This is a genomic window from Bradyrhizobium sp. AZCC 2289 (assembly GCF_036924615.1).
Taxonomy (GTDB): domain Bacteria; phylum Pseudomonadota; class Alphaproteobacteria; order Rhizobiales; family Xanthobacteraceae; genus Bradyrhizobium.
In genome coordinates this window covers 4478984-4500931 of record NZ_JAZHRY010000001.1, presented here as the reverse complement: position 1 = coordinate 4500931, position 21948 = coordinate 4478984, and the positions used below count along the sequence as shown (strand labels likewise).

23 protein-coding genes are annotated in these 21948 nt (G+C 62.9%); 12 read left to right on the top strand and 11 right to left on the bottom strand.

What is annotated here, in order from left to right; translation table 11 throughout:
• Positions 1-79: 79 nt before the first annotated feature.
• Complete coding sequence (locus V1289_RS21455) at positions 80-652, bottom strand: OsmC family protein (RefSeq protein ID WP_334398724.1); 573 nt, start codon at positions 650-652, stop codon at positions 80-82.
• A 47-nt stretch (positions 653-699) separates the two neighbouring features.
• Positions 700-1635, bottom strand: a complete 936-nt coding sequence (locus V1289_RS21450) for a hypothetical protein (protein WP_334398723.1) — start codon at positions 1633-1635, stop codon at positions 700-702.
• A 114-nt stretch (positions 1636-1749) separates the two neighbouring features.
• On the opposite strand from V1289_RS21450, the gene V1289_RS21445 reads away from it, so the two are divergent.
• Positions 1750-2748 (top strand): AraC family transcriptional regulator, encoded by a 999-nt coding sequence (locus tag V1289_RS21445; protein WP_334398722.1) that lies wholly within the window; start codon positions 1750-1752, stop codon positions 2746-2748.
• A 58-nt stretch (positions 2749-2806) separates the two neighbouring features.
• On the opposite strand, the gene V1289_RS21440 is transcribed toward V1289_RS21445, so the two are convergent.
• Complete coding sequence (locus tag V1289_RS21440) at positions 2807-3568, bottom strand: SDR family oxidoreductase (RefSeq protein WP_334398721.1); 762 nt, start codon at positions 3566-3568, stop codon at positions 2807-2809.
• Positions 3569-3642: 74 nt separating this feature from the next.
• Here V1289_RS21440 and V1289_RS21435 point away from each other — a divergent pair, with 74 nt between their 5' ends.
• Complete coding sequence (locus V1289_RS21435; RefSeq protein ID WP_334398720.1) at positions 3643-5169, top strand: malonate--CoA ligase; 1527 nt, start codon at positions 3643-3645, stop codon at positions 5167-5169.
• 39 nt (positions 5170-5208) lie between these two features.
• On the opposite strand, the gene V1289_RS21430 is transcribed toward V1289_RS21435, so the two are convergent.
• From V1289_RS21430 to V1289_RS21415, 4 genes are read right to left on the bottom strand one after another with little or no spacing between them, the layout of a single operon-like run.
• Entirely contained in the window at positions 5209-6189 is a 981-nt protein-coding gene (locus V1289_RS21430) for an ABC transporter substrate-binding protein (RefSeq protein ID WP_334398719.1), read from the bottom strand.
• Complete coding sequence (locus V1289_RS21425; protein WP_334398718.1) at positions 6186-7139, bottom strand: ABC transporter substrate-binding protein; 954 nt, start codon at positions 7137-7139, stop codon at positions 6186-6188. Before V1289_RS21425 ends, V1289_RS21430 begins: the two co-directional genes overlap by 4 nt.
• Positions 7140-7155: 16 nt before the next feature.
• The gene (locus V1289_RS21420; RefSeq protein ID WP_334407598.1) at positions 7156-8016 is read right to left on the bottom strand and encodes a sulfite exporter TauE/SafE family protein; all 861 of its coding nucleotides are present in this window, start codon (positions 8014-8016) and stop codon (positions 7156-7158) included.
• 40 nt (positions 8017-8056) lie between these two features.
• Positions 8057-8293 carry a hypothetical protein gene (locus tag V1289_RS21415; protein WP_334398717.1) on the bottom strand — a complete coding sequence of 79 codons (237 nt, stop codon included), beginning with the start codon at positions 8291-8293 and terminating at the stop codon, positions 8057-8059.
• Positions 8294-8399: 106 nt separating this feature from the next.
• Here V1289_RS21415 and V1289_RS21410 point away from each other — a divergent pair, with 106 nt between their 5' ends.
• From V1289_RS21410 to V1289_RS21390, 5 genes are all read left to right on the top strand, one after another.
• Positions 8400-9329, top strand: a complete 930-nt coding sequence (locus V1289_RS21410) for a LysR family transcriptional regulator (protein ID WP_334398716.1) — start codon at positions 8400-8402, stop codon at positions 9327-9329.
• A gap of 212 nt (positions 9330-9541) precedes the next feature.
• Positions 9542-9940: a succinate dehydrogenase, cytochrome b556 subunit gene (gene sdhC / locus V1289_RS21405; RefSeq protein WP_334398715.1), complete on the top strand. Its 399-nt coding sequence runs from the start codon at positions 9542-9544 to the stop codon at positions 9938-9940.
• Complete coding sequence (gene sdhD, locus V1289_RS21400; RefSeq protein WP_309181053.1) at positions 9937-10335, top strand: succinate dehydrogenase, hydrophobic membrane anchor protein; 399 nt, start codon at positions 9937-9939, stop codon at positions 10333-10335. Before sdhC ends, sdhD begins: the two co-directional genes overlap by 4 nt.
• A gap of 3 nt (positions 10336-10338) precedes the next feature.
• Positions 10339-12183, top strand: coding sequence for a succinate dehydrogenase flavoprotein subunit (sdhA, locus tag V1289_RS21395; protein ID WP_074271978.1), 1845 nt, complete (start codon positions 10339-10341; stop codon positions 12181-12183).
• A 136-nt stretch (positions 12184-12319) separates the two neighbouring features.
• Entirely contained in the window at positions 12320-13102 is a 783-nt protein-coding gene (locus V1289_RS21390; RefSeq protein ID WP_334398713.1) for a succinate dehydrogenase iron-sulfur subunit, read from the top strand.
• A gap of 215 nt (positions 13103-13317) precedes the next feature.
• On the opposite strand, the gene V1289_RS21385 is transcribed toward V1289_RS21390, so the two are convergent.
• Together V1289_RS21385 and V1289_RS21380 are read right to left on the bottom strand one after the other, a co-directional pair.
• The gene (locus V1289_RS21385) at positions 13318-14631 is read right to left on the bottom strand and encodes an ATP-binding protein (RefSeq protein ID WP_334398712.1); all 1314 of its coding nucleotides are present in this window, start codon (positions 14629-14631) and stop codon (positions 13318-13320) included.
• Positions 14628-15290: a response regulator transcription factor gene (locus tag V1289_RS21380; protein WP_334398711.1), complete on the bottom strand. Its 663-nt coding sequence runs from the start codon at positions 15288-15290 to the stop codon at positions 14628-14630. Before V1289_RS21380 ends, V1289_RS21385 begins: the two co-directional genes overlap by 4 nt.
• 321 nt (positions 15291-15611) lie before the next feature.
• On the opposite strand from V1289_RS21380, the gene V1289_RS21375 reads away from it, so the two are divergent.
• The 4 genes from V1289_RS21375 to V1289_RS21360 all read left to right on the top strand — a co-directional run bounded on the left by V1289_RS21375 (position 15612) and on the right by V1289_RS21360 (position 18721).
• Positions 15612-16397: a COG4705 family protein gene (locus tag V1289_RS21375; protein WP_442896191.1), complete on the top strand. Its 786-nt coding sequence runs from the start codon at positions 15612-15614 to the stop codon at positions 16395-16397.
• An 18-nt stretch (positions 16398-16415) separates the two neighbouring features.
• Positions 16416-16820 (top strand): hypothetical protein, encoded by a 405-nt coding sequence (locus tag V1289_RS21370; protein ID WP_334398709.1) that lies wholly within the window; start codon positions 16416-16418, stop codon positions 16818-16820.
• Between the two features lie 90 nt (positions 16821-16910).
• Positions 16911-17684 carry a COG4705 family protein gene (locus V1289_RS21365; RefSeq protein WP_334398708.1) on the top strand — a complete coding sequence of 258 codons (774 nt, stop codon included), beginning with the start codon at positions 16911-16913 and terminating at the stop codon, positions 17682-17684.
• Between the two features lie 107 nt (positions 17685-17791).
• On the top strand, positions 17792-18721 hold the full coding sequence (locus tag V1289_RS21360; RefSeq protein ID WP_334398707.1) for a glutathione S-transferase family protein: 930 nt from the start codon (positions 17792-17794) through the stop codon (positions 18719-18721).
• A 151-nt stretch (positions 18722-18872) separates the two neighbouring features.
• On the opposite strand, the gene V1289_RS21355 is transcribed toward V1289_RS21360, so the two are convergent.
• Together V1289_RS21355 and V1289_RS21350 are read right to left on the bottom strand one after the other, a co-directional pair.
• Complete coding sequence (locus V1289_RS21355; protein WP_334396467.1) at positions 18873-20108, bottom strand: IS701 family transposase; 1236 nt, start codon at positions 20106-20108, stop codon at positions 18873-18875.
• Positions 20109-20360: 252 nt separating this feature from the next.
• A complete protein-coding gene (locus V1289_RS21350; protein WP_334398706.1) occupies positions 20361-21299 on the bottom strand; it encodes an AraC family transcriptional regulator in 939 nt (312 codons plus the stop codon).
• Between the two features lie 141 nt (positions 21300-21440).
• Here V1289_RS21350 and V1289_RS21345 point away from each other — a divergent pair, with 141 nt between their 5' ends.
• Positions 21441-21803: a hypothetical protein gene (locus V1289_RS21345; RefSeq protein ID WP_334398705.1), complete on the top strand. Its 363-nt coding sequence runs from the start codon at positions 21441-21443 to the stop codon at positions 21801-21803.
• Positions 21804-21948 lie beyond the last annotated feature (145 nt).

Here is a 21948-nt window from a genome sequence, read left to right as displayed (position 1 = left end):
GAACGACCGCCTGGCCCGGCGAGATCTCGGTTTTGCCAAGACCACGCCGCGACCAAGATGCCGGTCGTGGCCGATTCGATTACTCGACGATCAGGGCCGGCTTGAGAGCCACCGGCCGAGCCATGTTGTAGAAGTTCGGCGAGGTCGCCATTACCGCCTCGTGGATTTCGGCGAACTGGGCCTTGGTGCCGCTGCCTTTGATGCGAACGGTGTAATTCAGCTTCTCGTAGCCCCGCGGCACCGCAGGATCGACGCCCAGGAAGCCACGGAGATCGATCTCGCCATCGGTCTCGATCGCCAGGCTTTCGAGGCTGATTCCGCGCACCGCGCACTGCGCCACGTATCCGACCGTCATGCAGGCGTTCAGTGCCGCAATCAGATGCTCCTGCGGATTGGCGAAACGGTTCGATCCGCCGAGTTCGCGGGGCTCGTCGATGTCGATCGAGAACCGGCGCGGCACCTTTTCGCCGCCGATCTCGTAACTCTCGATTTCTGCGCGGCTCCGTGCCTGGCCCTGCCAGGTCGTGGCGACGCGCCAATTCGTCTTGCCTTTGGCGGGTTCGCGCCTGACCCCCTCGATAAGGGCAAACAGGTCGTCGACATTGATGCCGTTGACGACGTTGGGTTCGGGAGTCTTCGGTTGAGCACTCATGATGGATCGCCTTTGCATGGTTTGGGTGAAAATTTCAGCGGATTGAACTATTGCAGGGTTGCGAGCGCCGACTGAATTCGCTGGCCCTGCTGCTCGGTGATCAGGCTGGTGAGTACCTTGCCGAAGTGCGGGTGCTGGGCGCCTGAGTGGATGTATTGCCAGCGATAGGCTTTGAGAAATGCGGCCTCGATGGCGCGCGCTTCCGCCTCGTGGACCACGCGGCCGCACGTTCGCGTGAAGTAGCCTGCGTCGGCTTTGGCCTGGGCCTGCAGGATGCCGTCTACCGCGGCGACCAACTCAATGAATTCGTCGACCGCGGAATCGCGTTGCTCTGCCGTTAGCCCGGCATCGTGGCGCACCCATTCGAGTTCGTCGAGAATCGCATGCTGGCTTTCCTCTTTCCAATGAAAAAGGAAGATGTCCTTGAACAGCTCGGAGAGCTTGGGATCGGCGTCGATGCTCTGGCGATAGTGGAGCTGGGTGAACAGCTCGATATCCAGCGTCAGTGCCAACACCGCCCAGGTGCTCTTGCCAAGAACCGCATGGGCAACTGCGTTGTGATCCACGTCGAAGCGATAACCGCCGGGCAAGACATCGTCGACCATCGCATCGACAAGGCGGAACAGCGCCTGATGTTTCAACTCCTCGTCGCTGAACCGTACCAGCGCCTCGAGCGCAACCTGGTCGCCGAACCAGTGATCCTCGCTGAGCTCCAAAACCTTGGCGTTGATGAAGCGCTCGACCAGACCAAAAATATTGGCGTAGGTGCGGCCCTGGATCTGGCTGACGAACCGTTTTTCGTCAGCCGACAAGGTCGTGAACGCATCCGCCAGAGAAAGCCCGTCTGGAAGAAACTTGTTGGCGGTATCGAACTTGCGCCCCCGGATCACATCCTTGTTGATGTCCCAGCGAACCCGCTTGGACGTTTGAATGCAGCGTGCGTAGCGTTCGCTGCTGTCAGAAATATTGCTGATCACGTTCATTTAAGTCTCCTTTCGCGGAGCGGTGCGCCGATGGCGCAGACCAACCGATCGGCTGATACAGCGATTTTTAGGTCGCCGGACCGGCGAGGGTCTATGACCGGCGCACCTTGAGACATGACCAAAGCACCGGCTTCTGATAGGAAGGCCGGTATGGATGCATTGTCCGACGTTCTGAGAGTGGCGCATTTGACTGGCGGCGTTTTCCTGCACGCCGATTTCTTCGCGCCATGGTGTATGGCCGCCCGCGTCGGTCCAGAACATTGCGCGCCCGCTCTCGGGCCCGCATCGCACCTGATTCTCTATCACTACGTCGTCGAAGGTGAACTCCGTATCCGGGTCGATGGCGACGATGGAGAGGGCCTCGTGCTTGGAGCCGGCGACGTCGTTTTGTTGCCGCGCAACGACCTGCACCTTGTGGGTAGCGATCTGACCCTGCCGCCGGTAGCTGGTAGTGATATTATCCAACCGCCCAAGGACGGCGGGCTGTTCTCGATCCATCACGGCGGCAGCGGAAAACGCACGCGGATGATCTGCGGATTCCTCGGCTCCGATTGCGCCGCAGACAATCCAGTGATCTCGACCTTGCCGTCGCTGCTAAAGCTTGATGCCGAGCAAGGCGGGGCAGCCGAATGGATCCGCTCCACCTTCCAATATGCTGCCGAGGAGGTCGCCGCTGGCCGCCCTGGTTCGGAGACCGTGCTGGCGAAGCTCTCGGAGCTATTGTTCGTTGAAGCCGTGCGGCGCTACGCTCAAGCACTGCCGCAGGGGCAGACCGGTTGGCTCGCCGGCTTGCGCGACCCACACGTTGCGCGGGCACTGGCACTGGTGCACCGGGACATCGCGCGGCCCTGGAGCGTGGATGACCTCAGTCGCGAGGTCGGCCTCTCGCGTTCAGCGCTGGCCGACCGCTTCATTGATTTGATCGGCATGCCACCGATGCACTACGTCGCCAGTTGGCGCATGCAGGTTGCGACCCAGAAGCTCCGCAGTACCGGCGCCTCGCTGGCGCAAGTTGCCGACCTGGTCGGTTACGGTTCCGAGGCCGCTTTTTCTCGCGCCTTCAAGAAGACATTCGGGACGGCGCCGGCAACGTGGCGGCGCTCCAACAGATAGGCTACGTCCGATTGAAAGCTTCATCGAACCGCTCGACCGGCTCGCGAATGCATCGAATTTAATCGCGGCTCGCCGGCGTCTGGATAAACCCGCGATTGTGAGTCGGGCTGATCAGAATCTCGTTCATGCAGACGCGCGGCGGCATGCTGGCAACGAAGGCGATGGTGCGGCCGCAATCCTCGGGCTGCAGCATCCGCGCCTGCTCCGCCTCAGACGGCACCACCGGCCGCAATTTCAGGATCGGGGTCGCGACCTCGCCGGGCGACAGGCAGCAGGCGCGCAGGCCGTTGACGCATTCGTCCATGTTGAAGGAATGGGTCAGCGCCAGCACCGCGTGCTTGGTCGTGGTGTAGGCCGGGCCCGGCATTTTCGAGACATGGCGGCCGGCCCAGGACGCGACATTGATGATGCAGCCGTCCTTTTGTTTCCTCATGGCCGGCAGCACCGCGCGCATGCAATACAAGACGCCGTTGAGATTGACCTCGACCAGCTTGTCCCAGCCTTCCAGTTCCATGTCGGCCCAGCTGCGCTTCGGCACATTGATGCCGGCGCTGTTGACCAAAAGGTCGATCCGCCCGTGCCTGGCCAAAATCTGCTCGGCGGCCTTGTTGACGTCGGCCTTGTGGCTGACATCGAGCGGGATCGCCTCGGCCTTGCCGCCCGTTTTGGTGATGTTGGCCACGACCCGGTCCAGCTCCGCCTTGCGGCGGCCGGAAACCACCACGATCCAGCCGTCCGCCGCGAGAAATTCCGCCCCGGATTCACCGATTCCGCTGCCGCCGCCCGTCACCCAGGCCACGCGTTTCCCGTTATTTGTCATGCAAACTGTCTCCGTTGCTTTTTGAAGGGCGTTTTTGCTAATGCAGCGCTCAGCCGCCCCTTTGGGAATGATGCATGAACACGACCGCTAACGCCAACCTGTTTTGCCGCCTGTTCGATAATCTCGACGACCCCTCCCGGCTCGCGATCGAGATGCTCGATGGCGTCCGCATCAGCTATGCCGACCTGATCGCCCGCGCCGGGCAGATGGCGAATGTGCTGGTTTCCCGGGGCGTCAAGCCCGGCGACCGCGTTGCGGCGCAAACCGAGAAATCGGTGCCGGCGCTCGTGCTGTATCTCGGCACGGTGCGGGCGGGCGCCGTGTATCTGCCGCTCAACACCGCCTATACGCTCAACGAACTCGACTATTTCATCGGCGACGCCGAACCGTCGCTGGTGGTGTGCGACCCCGCCAAGGCCGACGGCATCGGCACGATCGCCGCAAAGGTCGGCGCGAAGGTCGAAACGCTGGATGCCAACGGCAAGGGATCGCTGACGGACGCCGCCGCCAAGGCGAGTGCGGAATTCACCACCGTGCCGCGCGCCGACGATGACCTCGCCGCGATCCTCTACACCTCGGGCACCACCGGCCGTTCCAAGGGCGCGATGCTCAGCCACGATAACCTCGCGTCGAATTCCTACAGCCTGGTCGACTATTGGCGTTTCACCAAGGACGACGTGCTGATCCACGCGCTGCCGATCTATCATACCCACGGCCTGTTCGTGGCAAGTAACGTGACGCTGTTCGCGCGCGCCTCGATGATCTTCCTGCCGAAATTCGATCCCGAATTGATCATCAAGCTGATGGCGCGCTCAACCGTGCTGATGGGCGTGCCGACCTTCTACACGCGGCTGCTGCAAAGCCCGGCGCTGACCAGGGAATCCACCAAACATATGCGGCTGTTCATTTCGGGCTCCGCGCCGCTGCTCGCCGACACCCACCGCGAATGGGCCGCGCGCACCGGCCACGCCGTGCTCGAGCGCTACGGCATGACCGAAACCAACATGAACACGTCCAATCCCTATGACGGCGAGCGGGTGCCCGGCGCCGTCGGCCATGCGCTGCCCGGCGTCACCGTGCGCGTCACCGATCCCGAAACCGGCAAGGAACGGGCGCCCGACACCATCGGCATGATCGAGGTCAAGGGCCCCAACGTGTTCAAGGGCTATTGGCGGATGCCGGAAAAGACAAAAGCCGAATTCCGCGACGACGGTTTCTTCATCACCGGCGATCTCGGCAAGATCGACGACAAGGGCTATGTGCACATTCTCGGCCGCGGCAAGGATCTCGTGATCTCCGGCGGCTTCAACGTCTACCCGAAAGAGATCGAGAGCGAGATCGACGCCATGCCGGGCGTGGTCGAATCCGCCGTGATCGGCGTGCCGCATTCCGATTTTGGCGAGGGCGTCACCGCGGTCGTGGTCTGCAACAAGGGTGCTGATGTCGACGAGACGTCGGTGCTGAAGGCGCTCGACGGCCGGCTGGCGAAATTCAAGATGCCCAAGCGCGTCTTCATCGTCGACGATTTGCCGCGCAACGCCATGGGCAAGGTGCAGAAGAATATTTTGCGGGACACCTACGCGAAGATTTACGCGAAGTAGAATCGTGTGTCGTCTCGGCGCAGGCCGGGACGACGACCTTCATTCGATCACTTCATCCGCACGCAGCAGGAACGACTCCGAGATCGTGAGGCCGATGGCCTTCGCGGTCTTGAGATTGACGACCAGTTCGAATTTGGTCGGCTGGATCACCGGCAGGTCGGTGGTTTTGGCACCTTTCAATATCCTGCCGGCATAGACGCCGGCCTGACGGTATCCTTCCTCGAACCGGGCGCCGTAGCTGAGCAGGCCGCCGACCTCGGCGAACTCGCGGCGAAACGACATCGCGGGCAGCTTGTCGCGGATCGCCAGCGACGCGATCCGTTCACGCGCGGAACCGAAGAACGGATCGTTGCAGACCAGCACCGCGCCGGCCTGTTGCTGGACAAAATTCGTGAAGGCGGCTTCCACTTCCCGTTCGGTACTGGCGTTCTGCGACACCAGCTTTGTCCCGAGCCGAGCCGTCGCCTCCTCTGCTTCCTGAAGCTGTGCCTTCGCGGCCGGATATTTGGGATTGATAAGGACGCCGATGGTGGAGGTCTGCGGCAGCATCTCGTGCAGAAGTTCGAGCCGCTTCGCCTCCAGCGTCGAGCCGATCATGCTGATGCCGGTGACATTGCCTTCGGGCCGGTTGAGGCTGGCGACGAGACCGGTCTTGATCGGATCGGCTGCGGTGACGAACACGATCGGAATGGTCGACGTCGCGTTTCTGGCCGCGCGGGCCGGGTCGCTGCCGCCGGCCGCGATGATCAAAGCGACGTGAAGGTTGAGGAGTTCCGCGGCCAAACCCGGCAGCCGGTCGTATCGACCTTCGGCCCAGCGATACTCGATCTTGAGGTTTTGACCTTCGATATATCCGGCTTCCTCGAGGCCACTGCGCGTTGCGTTCACGAGACTGACCTGATCGTCGGGCGAGCCGCTGTGCAGAAGTCCGACGACAATGCCGTCCGCCTGCTGCGCAGATGCCGCCAGCGGCCAGGCCGCTGCGCCGCCGAGAGCCAGGATAAACTCCCGCCGCCTCATTCGATCACCTCGTCGGCGCGAGCCAGAAGCGTTGGAGCAATTTCGAGGCCTAGCGCCTTGGCAGTCGCCAGATTGATCGCAATTTGAAACTTGGTTGGTTGCTGCACCGGAAGATCGGCGGGCTTGGCGCCTTTGAGCAGTTGGTCGACATAGCCCGCGATCTGGCGACCGCGCTCGGCGGAGCTGGCATTATACGCCAGCAGATGTCCGGCAGGCACGGCGCTGACTGCCGCGCACAGCGATGGCAATCGGTATTTCAGAGCCAGATCGGCCGTCAGTTTGACCGGGAGACTCGGCTGCACGACAACGGCATCCGCTCGTTCGCGGGCCATGGCGGCGAAGGCGCTTTCGAGATCGTCGCCACTGCGAACCAGGGTAGGCCGGATTTCAAGACGCAGCGCCGGGGCGCTTCGCATGACTTGCTCAAGGAGAGGTTTTACAAACGGATCGTTGGCATTGCCCAAAAAACCGAGGTGCCTTGCCGTCGGCAGGAATTCCGGGATCAATTCCAGGCTCTTGGCCGCGAGCTCGGCGGTGAGGGTGGACACACCGGTGATGTTGCCACCTGGTCGTGCGAGGCTCGCGATGAATCCCAGCGCGACGGGGTCGCCGCCCGGCGCCATGACGATGGGAATGTCGGAGGTGGCGCTCTTCGCCGCCGTAATGGCCGGCGCTTGCGAAGCCACGATGATATCAACCTTGCCGCGCGCGATATCCGACGCCAGTTCAGGCAGGCGATTGACCTGCCCTTCCGCCGACCGGACCTCGATCAGGATGTTTTTTCCCTCGACGTAACCGAGATCGCGAAGCGCCTCGCGATACGGCCCCATTAGTTCCGGCCCGGCGATGAGAAGAACGGCGATGCGAGGCATCGCTGATTGCAGCGCGCGCGCCGCGAACGGCCAACTCGCCGCGGCACCGAGCAGTGCCATGAACTCCCGCCGCTTCATCAAGAACAGCTCCCGCCTATTGCCCGGACAACAGGCTTATCACAAACCGGCTGCCAACAATGAACAGGTAAGCGCCAAACGCGATCTCCAGCTTGCGCTTCGACAACGCATGCGCGGCCCTGACCCCGAGCGGCGCGGTCAGAAGGCTGGTCGGCATCACAAGAATAGCACCGATCAGCGAGACGTAACCGATCGCGAACGGCAATTGCAGCGCGGCCACATCAGGGTAGCGCGCGGCCGCGGGCCAGCCGGCATAGATGTAGCCGAGCGCGCCGGGGATCGAGATCAGCACCGCCAGCGCCGATGAGGTCGCGACCGCCTGATGGATCGGCCGGCCGTAGAATGTCATCAGCAGGTTCGAGAACAAGCCGCCGCCGATCCCCATCAAGGTCGACAGCAATCCGACGACGAAGCCGTAGAGCCGCATCAGCGGCCCTTTCGGGAGATCGTCTCCGAATTTCCAGTTCTCCTGCGCCAGCAACAACCTTGCCGCGGCGGACCACGCCACCATCACGAAAACGATCTTGAACAGCCGCTCCGGCGCGTAGCGCGCAATGACGCTGCCGGCGACGACGCCGATCACGATCGGCGCCCACCACAATCTGAGGATTTGCATGTCGACCGCGCCTCTGAGGTAATGGGCGCGAAACGATCGGATCGAGGTCGGGATGATGATGGCGAGCGAGGTGCCGATGCAGAGTGGCATCCGCGCCTCCAGCGGCACGCCGGCGAGCCGGAAGCATTCATAAAATACCGGCACCAGGATCGCGCCGCCGCCGATGCCGAAAATGCCGGCGAAAAATCCCGACAGCGCGCCGACCGCCACCAGCATCAGCGCCAGTTCGACAAGCTCCGCGGGATTGAGCCCGGCCATCATCATTCCCGCATCTGCCTTCAGGGTACGAATTCCCCAAGCTTTACCGATAAATTCGCAGCGCCACCAATGCCGCGACCGGCGCGGCACCCATGATCAAGATAGCCCTGAGTGCATCCAGCGATGGTTCATCCTGGATCGCCAGCGCGAGGCAGTTGGCGAGCAATCCCGCCGCGGAAAAAGCCAGTGGGCAGGTCAGCCGATCGTCGGCGTCGCGGCTGGAATCCGTAGGCCGATGGATGATCCTCGAATGCGAGGTGGGGTTGAACATCCAAGCCATGTCGAACTCCCGGGTTGCGGAGATTTTGGGTAGTCTAGACCCTTCCCGAATACGGCAGTATTACTTAATATCGTAATCTCTCTTGCGGAAAGCGGAAGGATTAGATTTGGACCAGCTCGCCGCCATGGCGACCTTTGTGCGGGTGGTCGACGCCGGCAGCCTGTCCGCTGCGGCCAGATCGCTGCCGAGTTCGCTGACGTCGGTCAGCCGCCAGATCTCGGCGCTGGAAGAGCATTTCGGCACGTCATTGCTGCTGCGGACGACGCGCCACCTCGCGCTGACGGACGATGGACGCATCCTCTACGAGCGCGCCAAATCGATCCTGGGCGAGCTCAGAGAGGTCGAAACGACGCTGTCGCGCGGCTGTCACGCGCCGTCGGGACGGATCCGCATCAGCGCGCCAACCCTGATCGGCCGGTTGTTGATTGCGCCATTGCTGGCGGAGTTCTTGCGCCGCTATCCCTTGCTCACGGTCGACCTTCTGCTGGTCGACCGCGCCGTCGATATGGTCGAGGAAGACATCCACCTCGCGCTTCGCGTCGGACATTTGCCGGATTCGCAATTGGTCGCGCGCAAGCTTGCCGACTTGCGGATGATCGTCTGCGCTTCGCCCGCCTATCTGCAACGCCGCGGGGTCCCGCAGATACCCGCCGATCTCAGCCATCACGATTGTCTGGTGTTCTCCGATGCACCTGACATCGCCGAATGGCGCTTCAAGGAGGGCGTCAAGGCGGAACGCAGAATCCGCATATCCGGCCGGCTCTGGGTGAATAGCCTCGACGCTGTGGTATCGGCGGCGAAAGAGGGCGCCGGAATCATCCGGGTGCCGTCCTGGCAAATTGAGGCGGATATCGCTGATGGCGCCTTGCAGCCCATCCTCGTCGAGTTCGAGCCGACGCCCGCGCCGCTGCAGCTGTTGTTTCAGCCGTCCAGGCTGACATCGCCAAAAAGCAGGGTATTCGTCGATTACCTGGTCGAGCGATGGCGTGCCGCCAATCCTTTTGGCGTGCACGCGATCGCCCGTTCGAAGCAATAACAGAACACGGATTCGATCTTTCAACAGCGTTGTGCTAGCTGGTATACCAAGCCGCGGATCGATTTCGCTTCGTCATCGATCTAGTAATGAATGCGAGTTCGATTTCCCGGCATTTGGTCGTTGCACTGGCTGTTTCGACTACGTAAATAGAATTCATCAACCGCGATCCCCAAAGGGCCATTCGCGGCCCCGCAAACCGTCAAAAGCCGCCGATGACCGCCAGGATCGAACGACCGCTTTCTCCGCATCTGCAGACCTATCGCTGGACCCTGACGATGGCGCTGTCCATCGTCCACCGCGCCACCGGCGTCGCGCTGTATTTCGGCACCTTGCTCCTGGCCTGGTGGCTGATCGCCGCCGCCTCCGGTCCCACCGCCTACGCCCATGTGCAGGCCTTTACCGGCAGCATCATCGGGCGGCTGATCGTGTTCGGCTACACCTGGTCGCTGCTGCATCATCTCCTCAGCGGCCTGCGCCATTTCGTTTGGGACCTCGGCTACGGCTTCAAGGCGAGCGAGCGCGAGGCCATGACCTGGGGCGCGCTGATCGGCGGCATTTCGCTCACGGTGCTGGTGTGGATCATCGCCTACACGATCGGAGGCGGACGATGAGCGCGCCAAATTCTCCCTCGATGCGCACGCCGCTGGCGCGCGTCCGCAACCTTGGCGCGTCGCATTCCGGCACCAAGGATTTCTGGCGCCAGCGCCTCACCGCGGTGGCGATGACGCTGCTAATCGTACCGGTCATCGTGATCGTGCTGATGCTGCTTGGCCGCAACCAGGCCGGAGCGGCGCAAATCCTCGGCTCGATGCCGATCGCCATCATCCTCTTGCTCTTCATCATCGCCAGCTGTTGGCACATGAAGATCGGCATGCAGGTCGTGATCGAAGACTACGTGCATGGCGAGAAGGTGAAGCTCGCCAGCGTGATGGCCAACAACTTCTTCTGCATCGCGGTGGCGCTGGCCTCGATCTACGCGATTCTCAAACTGTCATCGGGAGTTTAGCGCATGGCCGCTGATGGCAATGGCAAGGCGACGAATGGCAGCGGCGGTCCCGCCACCAAGGGAAAAGCCTATCCAATCGAAGATCATACCTACGATGTCGTCGTCGTCGGCGCTGGCGGCGCCGGCTTGCGCGCCGTGGTCGGCTGCAGCGAAGCAGGCCTGCGCACCGCCTGCATCACGAAGGTGTTTCCGACCCGCTCGCATACGGTAGCTGCGCAGGGCGGCATCTCCGCGTCGCTCGGCAACATGCATCCAGACGACTGGCGCTGGCACATGTATGACACCGTCAAGGGGTCGGACTGGCTCGGCGACCAGGACGCCATCGAATATATGGTGCGCAACGCGCCCGAAGCGGTCTACGAACTCGAACATTGGGGCGTGCCGTTCTCGCGCACCGAGGACGGCAAGATCTATCAGCGCCCGTTCGGCGGCATGACGCTGGACTACGGCAAGGGCCAGGCGCAGCGCACCTGCGCCGCCGCCGACCGCACCGGCCACGCCATGCTGCACACGATGTACGGCCAGGCGCTGCGCCACGCCGCGGAATTCTACATCGAATTCTTCGCCATCGATTTGATCATGGACGACCAGGGCGTCTGCCGCGGCGTGATCGCGCTCAAGCTCGATGACGGCACGCTGCACCGCTTCCGCGCCCAGACCACCATCCTCGCCACCGGCGGCTACGGCCGCGCCTACGCTTCCTGCACCTCGGCGCATACCTGCACCGGCGACGGTGGCGGCATGGTGCTCCGCGCCGGCCTGCCGCTGCAGGACATGGAGTTCGTCCAGTTCCACCCGACCGGCATCTACGGCGCGGGCTGCCTCGTCACAGAAGGCGCGCGCGGCGAGGGCGGCTATCTCGTCAATTCCGAGGGCGAGCGCTTCATGGAGCGCTATGCGCCATCGGCCAAGGACCTCGCCTCGCGCGACGTGGTCTCGCGCTCGATGACCATCGAGATCCGCGAAGGTCGCGGCGTCGGCAAGAAGAAAGATCACATCTACCTGCACCTCGATCATCTCGATCCGAAGGTGCTGCAGGAGCGGCTGCCCGGCATTTCCGAATCGGCAAAGATCTTCGCCAATGTCGACGTCACCCGCGAGCCGATCCCGATCGTGCCGACGGTGCACTACAACATGGGCGGCATCCCGACCAACTATCACGGCGAAGTGCTGACCAAGCGGAACGGCGACGACAACGCCACGGTGCCGGGCCTGATGGCGCTCGGCGAAGCCGCCTGCGTCTCCGTGCATGGCGCCAACCGGCTCGGCTCGAATTCGCTGATCGATCTGGTCGTATTCGGCCGCGCCGCGGCACTGCGTTGCGCGGAAAAACTGACCCCGAACGGCAAGCAGCCGGAACTGCCGGCAGGCTCCGCCGACAAGGCGCTCGGGCGGCTGGATCATTATCGCTATGCTTCCGGCGGCACGCCGACGGCAAAGCTGCGCGACAGCATGCAGCATGTGATGCAGACCAATTGCGCGGTGTTCCGCACCGGCGAGATTCTGAACGAAGGCCAGAACCTGATCCACAAGGTGCATGGCGGCATCGGCGACGTCTCGACTTCGGACCGTTCGCTGGTCTGGAATTCCGATCTGATCGAAACCCTCGAATTCGACAATCTGATCATGCAGGCGGTGGTGACGATGGACTCGGCGGCGAACCGCACCGAGAGCCGCGGCGCGCATGCGCGGGAAGATTTCTCCACGCGCGACGACAAGAACTGGATGAAGCACACGCTGGCGTGGATGGACGATGGCGGCAAGTCCAGCATCGATTATCGCCCGGTGCACGACTACACGATGACGAACGACGTGCAGTACATCCCGCCGAAGGCGCGGGTGTATTGATCTCTACTTGTCATGCGCGGGCTTGACCCGCGCATCCATCTTTCTTCGAAGAAGATGGATTGCCGGGTCACTAATGCAAAGACGCGCTTTGCGCTTTTGCCCGGCACTGACGAACTGAACCGCAGAGGCAAGGCAGATGGTTGAATTCGCGCTTCCGAAAAATTCCAAGATCGCCGGCGGCAAGACCTGGCCGAAGCCGGCAGGCGCGACCGAGACGCGCGAGTTCAAGGTGTATCGCTGGAATCCGGACGACGGCAAAAACCCGAGCGTCGACACTTACACCATCGACACCGCCGAATGCGGGCCGATGGTGCTGGACGGCCTGATCTGGATCAAGAACCATATCGATCCGACCCTGACCTTCCGCCGCTCCTGCCGCGAAGGCGTCTGCGGCTCCTGCGCCATGAACATCGACGGCCAGAACACGCTGGCCTGCACCAAATCGATGCACGACGTCAAAGACGGCGCGGTCAAGGTCAATCCGCTGCCGCACCAGCCGGTGGTGAAGGATCTGGTGCCCGACCTCACCAATTTCTACGCGCAATACGCCTCGATCGAGCCGTGGCTGAAGACCACGACGCCGACGCCGCAGAAGGAATGGAAGCAGAGCCACGAGGACCGCGAAAAGCTCGACGGGCTCTATGAGTGCATTCTGTGCGCGTGCTGCTCGACCTCGTGCCCGAGCTATTGGTGGAACAGCGAACGCTTCCTCGGCCCCGCCGCATTGCTGCAGGCGACGCGCTGGGTCAAGGATTCCCGCGACGAGGCCACCGGCGAGCGGCTCGACAATCTCGAAGACCCGTTCCGGCTCTACCGCTGCCACACCATCATGAACTGCGCCAAGGCGTGCCCGAAGGGCTTAAATCCCTCGGAAGCGATCGCCGAGCTCAAGCTGAAGATGGTCGAGCGGCAGATCTAGAGCGGGATGATTTTTGATTGAATCTAGCGTGCGCGCACTCGCTTCACCTCTCCCGCTTGCGGGGGAGGTCGTATCGCATCCGAAGGATGCGATACGGGTGGGGAACTCTCTCCACACGGGCAGTGTGACTCGCGGAGACACCCCCACCCCAACCCTCCCCCGCAAGCGGGAGAGGGAGCGCAGCTTCATCGTGGACACACCTCCGTTTAATCTCATCAGACTCTAGATTCATCGGCAGCGGGCAAACGCACCGTCGCCCGAAGTCCGGTTTGCTCGGCACCGCTGATATTTTTGAGCAGCACCGATCCCTCGAGGCGGTCGACCGTTCGCTTTACGATGGACAGGCCGAGGCCGGTTCCCTCCTCGCTCGGCCGGCTGCCGCGGAAGAACGGCTCGAAGATTCGATCGATATCGCCTGACGGGATCCCCGGTCCGGTATCTTCGATCTGGATGATGGCATCATTGCCCTCGCGATAGACCCCGATATCGACGCGACCGCCCCGGGGCGTGAAGCGCACCGCATTATCGATCAGGTTGCGGATCATCGCGGCTATCATCACGGGTTCGCCCCTGGTCGCGACCGGCTCGATCATCTCGAAGCCGAGATCAATGCCCTTGCGCGCCGCGTCGGGCAGCAAATCGGCCACCAGATCCTTGACGGTGCGGTCGAGCGGCACCACGGCCGCCTCGCTGCAAGGGCCGGCCTCATGCCGCGCCAGCGCGAGCAATTGTTCGAGCAGGTGCTTGGTGCGGCGCATGCCTTCGCTGAGCGCGGCCAGACGTTCGCGAGCTTCCGCGGGCAGATCGACCGGCGCGAGATTCTCGGCCTGCAGGCTGAGGGCGGTGATCGGCGTCCGCAATTCGTGCGCGGCATCGGCGACGAAACGCCGTTGCTGATCCATCATCAGCGTCATTCGTTCCAGCAATCCGTTCATCGATGCGATGAACGCGTGAAGCTCGCTGGGCGTCCCCGCCAGCGGAAGCGGGGTGGTGTCGTCGGCGCGCCGGGCGTCGAGATCTTCAGCCAGCCGGACCATCGGGCGCAGCGACCGCGCGATCACCAACGCCGTGACCAGCAGCAGGCATGGAATCAGCGCGGCGATCGGCAGCAGCGTGCGCAGCGCCATATTGCGCGCGATCTCGTCCCTGATCGCCGTGCGTTGCGCCACGGCAAACCGGCTCCCGTCAGGTCGCGTCCGCAACAGCACCCGCATCGATCCACCCTGGCGCGACGCCAGGTGCAGGCCGTCCTGGAAACTCCAGAGTTGACGCTCCTCGGCCGAGCCGCGAGGCGCCGTCCCCAATTCCACGACATCAACCTGCGCGTCCGCGTCAACGCCGCGAAGTGACTGCTCGCTCTTGACGCTGCCGTTCTGCAACAGGCTGCCGAGCTGGATCAGGATCGAATCCTGCATCTCGATCGCCTCGTCGAACGCCCAGATATAGGCAAACACGCCCCCGACGCAGCCCGCCAACAGGATGATGGCGGTCAAGCCGATGAAGAGGCGCGCGCGCAACGACCTTGTCATGACGGGCGGTCCACCATCCAGCCAACCCCGCGGACGTTGCGGATGGCCGTCGCTCCCAGCTTCTTGCGGATGGTATGGATCAGGAACTCGATCGCGTTGCTCTCGACCTCTTCGTTCCAGCCGTAGATTTGCCGTTCGAGCTCGCTGCGCGACAGGATGGTACCCGGCCGCGTCAGCAGCGCCTGCAGCAAGGCGAACTCGCGGGCGGTCAATAGCGACGTCTCGCCGGAAAACTGAGCCTCCCGTGTTGCCGGATCGAGACAGAGGTTGCCGTTGCTGAGCAGCGCCGGCGAGCCGCTGCCTTCGCGGCGAAGCACCGCGCGCATGCGCGCCAGCAATTCGCGAATTTCGAATGGCTTTACCAGATAATCGTCCGCGCCAAGGTCGAGGCCGTCGATGCGGTCGTCGACGCCGTCGCGCGCGGTCACGATGATGATCGGAAGCTTGCGGCCGAGGGAGCGAATCCGGCGCAACACCTCGCGGCCGTCGGCTACCGGCAGCCCGAGATCGAGCAGCGCCACCTCATACGCCTCGTTCTCCGCGGCATGGATCGCAGTCTCGCCGTCGGTCACCCAATCGACCGCGTAGGCGGCATCCCTGAGCGCCTGCGCGACGGCCGCCCCGACCATCCTGTCGTCCTCGATCAGCAAAACCCGCATGCCCGATTCCTCGTCCCGCGCGCAAGGCGAGTTTCGCGCCTCACATTTCCGCCCTGCACCGGGGTGTCACCGTTCCGTGCGCGGTGATTTTTGATTTGGCACCGGCACCAATTCTCCCGCGCCCGACTTAGCGCAGACTTAGAACGCGCGAACAGGCGTTTTTGCATCGCCGGCACGCGCCAGCCGCGGCTTCGGAACATGCTCCTCCTAAGGAGCGCCTAAGTCGACGCCGCCAGGGTCCGGTATCGGCTTTCAAGCCACCCGAATTTGCCTTCAGGGAGATACCACGTGCCCGTCATCGCAATCCCGCGCCTGCAGCGGATGCTCAACAAGGTCCCGGAAGTCACGGCGGTGTTCTGGATCATCAAGATCATCTCGACCACCGTTGGCGAGACCGGAGCCGATTATCTCGCGGTGCATGTCGGCCTTGGCGCCATCGTGACCGCCGCGAACATGGCTATCCTGCTTGCCGCCGCTCTGGCGCTGCAACTTCGCGCGCGGCGCTACGTACCCTGGATCTACTGGCTGACGGTGGTACTGGTCAGCGTCGTCGGCACAGAAATCACCGACTTGCTGACCGACAAGCTCGAGATCAGCCTCTATATCAGCACGGCTGCGTTCGCGTGCGCGCTGGCCGCCACTTTCGCGATCTGGTACGGCGTCGAGCGAACCCTTTCAATCCACACCATCGTCACCCAGCGGCGCGAGCTGTTCTACTGGCTCGCCATTCTTTTCACCTTTGCGCTCGGAACGGCGGCGGGCGATCTGGCGACGGAAGCCCTCGGCCTCGGCTTCCAGCTCGGCGTCATCGTGTTCGGCGCCCTGATCGCGCTGATCGCGGCCGCCTGGCATTTCGGCGCCAATCCGGTTCTCACCTTCTGGCTGGCCTACATTCTCACGCGCCCGCTTGGCGCTTCGCTCGGCGATTTGCTGTCGCAATCGAGAGGCTATGGCGGCGTCGGTCTCGGCACGATCTACACCAGCATCGCATTTCTGACCGTCATCATCGCGCTCGTCATTTGGTTAACTTTTGAAGGCGACCGCGCGGGCAGCGCGACGATTTCCAATCTCAATGTCCACCGGAAACCCACGCGATCGCGCGGGTGAACCACGAGGAGAATAGGCATGAACAAGATAATTTTGGCGCTGGCCGTCGGCGTTCTGACGGTGTCGACCAGCGAACCACGCCTGCACACGTATGATCCAATCTCATTCGTCTCGCTCGTCGAAGCGGCGATGTCGTCAAAACTCGGCGACCTGACGTCCTTCCGCACCATCGTCATCGACGTCTCCGCCCTGCTCGACAAGGGCGATCTGGCCGGCGCCAAAACCCGCATCAAGGACCTCGAGACGCAGTGGGACGACGCGGAAGCCGCGTTGAAACCACGCGCCGCCGCCGACTGGCACACTGTTGACAAGGCGATTGATCGCGCGCTCGAAGCGCTTCGCGCCAGCACGCCGGACGCCGCCAAGTGCAAGCAGACCGTCGCGGAATTGTTATCGATCATGGATTCGGCGGCAAAATCCTGACGCACAAGGCGTTGTATCCAAAGATGCGCAAAGCGCGGCTGACGGCCGACAACAAGCTTGGCCGTCGTCATCAAGTGAAAGTGAAGCAGCATGGATGAGTACTACAATGAGCTGGTCGCCGGCGAAGACACCAGCAAGATTCCCCAGGTCACTCTGGGCTTCTGGATCGTCAAGATACTTGCGACGACCCTCGGCGAGACCGGCGGCGACGCCGTGACGATGTCGATGAATCTCGGCTATCTGGTCGGGACGGCGATCTTTGCGGCGATTTTCGCCGCCGCCGTCGCCGCACAGATGGGCGCGCGACGGTTTCATCCGTTTCTTTACTGGACGGTGATCGTCGCCACCACCACGGTCGGAACCACGCTAGCCGATTTCGTCGATCGCTCGCTTGGGATCGGCTATCTCGGCGGCTCGTCGCTGCTCGCCGCGCTGCTGATGTTTTCGCTGGCGATCTGGTATCGCACGCTGGGAACGGTTTCGATCGCCTCGATCAATTCGCGGCAGGCGGAGACCTTCTACTGGGTCACGATCATGTTTTCGCAGACCCTGGGCACCGCGCTCGGCGACTGGATGGCCGACTCCACCGGGCTCGGCTATGGCGGCGGCGCGCTGGTGTTTGCCGCCGGGCTTGCGGTCATCACCGCCGCCTATCTCTGGACCAACACTTCGCGCACCGTGCTGTTCTGGGCCGCGTTCGTGCTGACCCGGCCGCTCGGCGCCACGGTCGGCGATTTCCTCGACAAGCCGCTCGACCATGGCGGCCTGGCGCTCAGCCGGTACACGGCATCGGCCTCGCTGGCGATGGTCATGGTGCTGTTGATCCTGCTGTTGCCGCAGCGCGCCGGCGAGCATCCGGCCTGACCCCGGCCCCCGCGCCGGGTCGCGGATCGGACGCGGGATTGGCGCTGGCGGGCATTCGATCGATTCGCGGATTACGCTTTCCGCGAACCCCAGCCTTGAAGGATCGCATGCCCGCCACGTCTCCGATCATCCTGCATCATTTCGACGAGTCGCCGTTCTCGGAGAAGGTCCGCATCGCCTTCGGCCTGAAGGACATTGCGTGGACCTCGGTGCGAATTTCGCGGATCATGCCGCGGCCGGACCTGATGCCGATGACCGGTGGCTATCGGCGTACGCCGGTGATGCAGATCGGCGCCGACATCTATTGCGACACGCAGTGCATCCTTCGTGAGTTGCAACGGCGGTTCCCCGAGCCGACGCTGTTTCCGGCCGGAAACCAAGGTATCGCCTGGGCCACGGCGATGTGGACCGACCGCTCGTTCTTCCAGAACACCGTCAACCTCGTGTTCGGCTCGCTCGCCGACAAGGTTCCGCAGGAATTCATCGCCGACCGCGAAAAGCTGCGCGGGGCCAGGTTCGACGTCGCGGCCATGAAAGCGGCGATCCCGCAGATGCGGGATCAGTTTCGCGCGCATTTGCAGTGGATCGAAACCCAATTAAGTGACGGACAGAAGTGGATGAGCGGCGACAGGGCCGGCCTTTGCGACGTCCACGCCTATATGAACGTCTGGTACGTACGCCAGAACCTGCCTGACGCTGACGGAATGTTGGCAGAATTCGGAAGCGTGCGGGCGTGGGAAGCGCGAATGCGCGCGATCGGGCACGGCCACCGCAGTGAAATGTCGACCTCCGCGGCACTCGACATCGCCGCGGCCGCCACACCACAAACCGCCATCATGGCCGATCCCAATGATCCGAACGGCCGCAAGCCCGGCGACCGGGTCGAGGTGATGCCGGACGATTACGGCAAGGTCAAAGTCGCTGGCGAGATCGTGGCGCTGTCGCCGCAGCACATCGCCATTCGCAGGCACGATCCCCGCGCCGGCGAGGTCGTCGTGCACTTTCCGCGCGCCGGCTTCCTTGTGCTTCCGGCTTAGCATTACAGTTGTCGTTTTTTGAAGTGGGCCCGTTGGGCGGCGGCCTGGTGAGTTCTGCGCCAGAGTGACCATGCGATGATGTGTGCGGGTTGGATCCGCTTTCGGGCGAGCCTGATGGCGATGCGGCGGACTTCCTGGATTGACCAACGGATCAATGACGGATTGGTGATATTTTGAGTTTTGCCGTGGTTCGGCGTTTCGTTTTTTTGGGCGGCGGCGAATTGGCGCGATGGCGGATCACCGCCATCATGGCGAAGGCGAGCATCACCAGGGAAACGTGGCGATGCCACCCATGCCAGGATCTGCTCTCGTTGTGATCGAGCCCGAACTCGTTTTTCGCGGTCTCAAAGCTGTCCTCGATCGCCCACCGATGGCCTTCGACCGCCACCAGCGTTTCGATGGATGTTCCCGCTGGACACCAGGTGGTGAAGAAGGCGAGATCGCCATCGGCGATACGACGACGGATCAGCAGACCTCGTGTCCAAAGACCATGATTTGCGCTGTAAAATTCTTCGACCTCGAGATCGGCCAATTCGAGATAGCACCAATCGTGCAGCCGCGGTCCTTTGGTTCCGGCCCCTGCCGACAGGCGTTTCCAATCGGACGCGCGCCGCGTCCGAGCGATGTCCGCGGCCTTGCCGGCGACCGATCGCCGCTTGCCCCAGGATTGAAATACATGAGCGCTGCTGACCCCGAGCACGTAGCCTTTGCCTGCCCGGCGTAATTGCTGTTCGATATCGCCAACACCGTAGACAGTATCACCGGCAACCCACTTGAATGGTACAGACGCGGCTATGGCGCGTGCGATCATGCTCGTTGCAAGCTTTGGCTTGGTCGCAAAGCCGGCACCGGGAGGCACATATGCGGCTTCCAGACGATCTGGATCGTCGGTCCATTCCTTCGGAAGATACAGCGCGCGATCGATGAACGCATGACCGTGGCGCGACACGTAGGCGGCGAAGACGCCGATCTGGCAGTTCGTGATCTTGCCGGCGGAACCAGTGTATTGCCGCGCCACCCCGCACGACGCCTTGCCTTGCTTGAGAAAGCCGGTCTCGTCGATCACGAGCACCGCATCGTCATCCGCCAAATGCTCGATGACATAATCGCGGACGATATCGCGCAGACCATCAGCATCCCAATCCCTGCGACCCAGGATCGCCTGTTGCCGCCAAGGACCGGGATCGCCAGCTGCCTCCGCGCGCATCCAACCGGTCTTGCGTTGCTCATCTCCGAGCAGGCTTTCCAGAAACAAGCCTGCATTCCTCGCAACACGATCTTGATTGAACAACGGACGTATCCGTTGCTTGATCTCACGAAGCGACGCCGCCCACAGCGCAAGCGTCTCTTCAATCGACGCTGGCCGCGTCCACGATCTTCGAATCATGGTTGCCCATGGATTCAGAAAACTGCATAAAAGGCAACTGTAGTGTTAGGCCGCCGCCCGCGCATTTCCGCCGCAAACTGCGTCGTCATCCTGCTGCGAAGCTGGCTCGGACCTCATCCTGAGGAGCGGCGTCTTCGCCGCGTCTCGAAGGATGGCCGCGAGTCCGCGTGTTGCGTCCGAGCTTGCGGAGTTTATCATCGGGCCGCGCTTCGCGCGGACCCGGTGGCAAGCTCCTCAGGATGAGGTCGGGCATCAGGCTGCAGCTTTTCTTCCGCTCGCCTCCGCGTTCTGCCTACGGAACGCGCCGGGCGCCATGCCGACGACGCGGTGAAACGCCTTGCTCAGCGCCGCGTCGCTTTCATAGCCGACCTCATTGGCGATTTCGGCCAGCGAGCGCTCGGTGTGCCGCAGCAGCACGCCGGCGCGGAACATGCGCCAGCGCGTCAGATACTCCAGCGGGGCTTCGCCGAGCTTTGCCTTGAAGCGCGCGGCAAATGCCGAGCGCGACATGTTGGCGCGCGCCGCCAGCTTCTCGACGGTCCACGCGTCGGCCGGACTGCCGTGCAGCACGCGCATCGCCGCACCGATGCGCTTGTCGGACAAGGCCGCGAGCCAGCCGACCTCGTCCTCGTTGGCGTGGTTGAGATGGCTGCGGATCGCCTGCACGAACAGGATATCCGCAAGCCCCGAAATGACGACGCCGGAGCCGACGCCGGGGCGCTCGGTCTCCTTCGCCAGCAATTCGAGCGTCGCTTTCAAAATCTCGGTGCGGTAGCCATCGACGCTTGTATGCAGCACGCGCGGCAGCAGCGCCGTCAGCGGGCGGGCGCCGAGTTCGTCATAGACGAACCAACCGGTCACGACGGTGGCCGCCGCCCCACCGCCGCCGATGCCGACCGCGCCATCGACCAGTTTTGGCATCACGTCAAAACAATTCAGCGGCGCCGAGCGCGGATCGTCGCCGAGCGTGTAGGTCGAGCCATCCAGGATCACGTAGCAATCGCCCGCCGCAAGCGGGATCGATTTCGCCGGCTGCTCCGTCGTGAGCCAGCAGGAGCCTGCGATCAGCAGGCCAAATCGCGCGGCTTTGCCTTCCCGGAACCGTATCGCCCAGGGCGCGCCGGCATCGACCCGCGCATAGAGCGATTGGCGCACCCGCATGACCGAAAATGCGTCGTCGAGGGGATCCATGTGCTCTTCCTCACCCACCGCTGGTCTGGACGCCTGGACAATAATCTAGGCCAAATAGCCATTCATCGTCCAGTTTTCCATCCCTATCCTCTCTTCATCGCCGGTCAGCCGGCACGAAAAATTCGAGAAGAGATAGGTCCCATGTCCCACGCCGAAGACCTTGCCAAGCGTTACATCCAGATCTGGAATGAAGCCGATCCGGCCGCCCGCCGCGCCGAGGTCGCAGCCCTCTGGATCGAGAATGGCACCCATTATGTGCGGGAGCGCGAGGTGCACGGCCACGCCGCTCTGGAGACCCGCGTCGCCACCTCGCACCAGACCAATGTCGCCGAACGCAATTACAGGTTCGAACCCAACGGCGGCGTCGAGCAGCTCCGCGACCTGGTCAGGTTCAACTGGCGCATGGTGCCGAAAGGCGGCGGCGCGGTTGCCGCGACCGGACTGATCGTCTGCCTGCTGGCCGCCGATGGCCGGATCCGAATTGATTATCAGTTTATCGATTGATCGCAGGCGCTGAGAGCTACAGGCTCCGCCGTCATCCCAAGGCGCCGTCGCAATTGCGACGGCCTCGAAGGATGGCCACATCCGACCTGGTCATGCTTCGAGGCTCGCCGAAGAGGCTCGCACCTCCAGCGATAACGGCAAAGCC

Bases quoted from the DNA above. Each gene is read 5' to 3' on its own strand.
- V1289_RS21385 (WP_334398712.1), bottom strand. From the start codon at position 14,631: ATGACAAGGTCGTTGCGCGCGCGCCTCTTCATCGGCTTGACCGCCATC.
- V1289_RS21370 (WP_334398709.1), top strand. From the start codon at position 16,416: ATGAACAAGATAATTTTGGCGCTGGCCGTCGGCGTTCTGACGGTGTCG.
- V1289_RS21450 (WP_334398723.1), bottom strand. From the start codon at position 1,635: ATGAACGTGATCAGCAATATTTCTGACAGCAGCGAACGCTACGCACGC.
- sdhA (WP_074271978.1), top strand. From the start codon at position 10,339: ATGGCCGCTGATGGCAATGGCAAGGCGACGAATGGCAGCGGCGGTCCC.
- V1289_RS21380 (WP_334398711.1), bottom strand. From the start codon at position 15,290: ATGCGGGTTTTGCTGATCGAGGACGACAGGATGGTCGGGGCGGCCGTC.
- V1289_RS21345 (WP_334398705.1), top strand. From the start codon at position 21,441: ATGTCCCACGCCGAAGACCTTGCCAAGCGTTACATCCAGATCTGGAAT.
- V1289_RS21445 (WP_334398722.1), top strand. From the start codon at position 1,750: ATGACCAAAGCACCGGCTTCTGATAGGAAGGCCGGTATGGATGCATTG.
- V1289_RS21355 (WP_334396467.1), bottom strand. From the start codon at position 20,108: ATGATTCGAAGATCGTGGACGCGGCCAGCGTCGATTGAAGAGACGCTT.
- V1289_RS21375 (WP_442896191.1), top strand. From the start codon at position 15,612: ATGCTCAACAAGGTCCCGGAAGTCACGGCGGTGTTCTGGATCATCAAG.
- sdhD (WP_309181053.1), top strand. From the start codon at position 9,937: ATGAGCGCGCCAAATTCTCCCTCGATGCGCACGCCGCTGGCGCGCGTC.
- V1289_RS21430 (WP_334398719.1), bottom strand. From the start codon at position 6,189: ATGAGGCGGCGGGAGTTTATCCTGGCTCTCGGCGGCGCAGCGGCCTGG.
- V1289_RS21390 (WP_334398713.1), top strand. From the start codon at position 12,320: ATGGTTGAATTCGCGCTTCCGAAAAATTCCAAGATCGCCGGCGGCAAG.
- V1289_RS21365 (WP_334398708.1), top strand. From the start codon at position 16,911: ATGGATGAGTACTACAATGAGCTGGTCGCCGGCGAAGACACCAGCAAG.
- V1289_RS21425 (WP_334398718.1), bottom strand. From the start codon at position 7,139: ATGAAGCGGCGGGAGTTCATGGCACTGCTCGGTGCCGCGGCGAGTTGG.
- V1289_RS21415 (WP_334398717.1), bottom strand. From the start codon at position 8,293: ATGGCTTGGATGTTCAACCCCACCTCGCATTCGAGGATCATCCATCGG.
- V1289_RS21360 (WP_334398707.1), top strand. From the start codon at position 17,792: ATGCCCGCCACGTCTCCGATCATCCTGCATCATTTCGACGAGTCGCCG.
- V1289_RS21440 (WP_334398721.1), bottom strand. From the start codon at position 3,568: ATGACAAATAACGGGAAACGCGTGGCCTGGGTGACGGGCGGCGGCAGC.
- V1289_RS21455 (WP_334398724.1), bottom strand. From the start codon at position 652: ATGAGTGCTCAACCGAAGACTCCCGAACCCAACGTCGTCAACGGCATC.
- sdhC (WP_334398715.1), top strand. From the start codon at position 9,542: ATGACCGCCAGGATCGAACGACCGCTTTCTCCGCATCTGCAGACCTAT.
- V1289_RS21435 (WP_334398720.1), top strand. From the start codon at position 3,643: ATGAACACGACCGCTAACGCCAACCTGTTTTGCCGCCTGTTCGATAAT.
- V1289_RS21350 (WP_334398706.1), bottom strand. From the start codon at position 21,299: ATGGATCCCCTCGACGACGCATTTTCGGTCATGCGGGTGCGCCAATCG.
- V1289_RS21420 (WP_334407598.1), bottom strand. From the start codon at position 8,016: ATGATGGCCGGGCTCAATCCCGCGGAGCTTGTCGAACTGGCGCTGATG.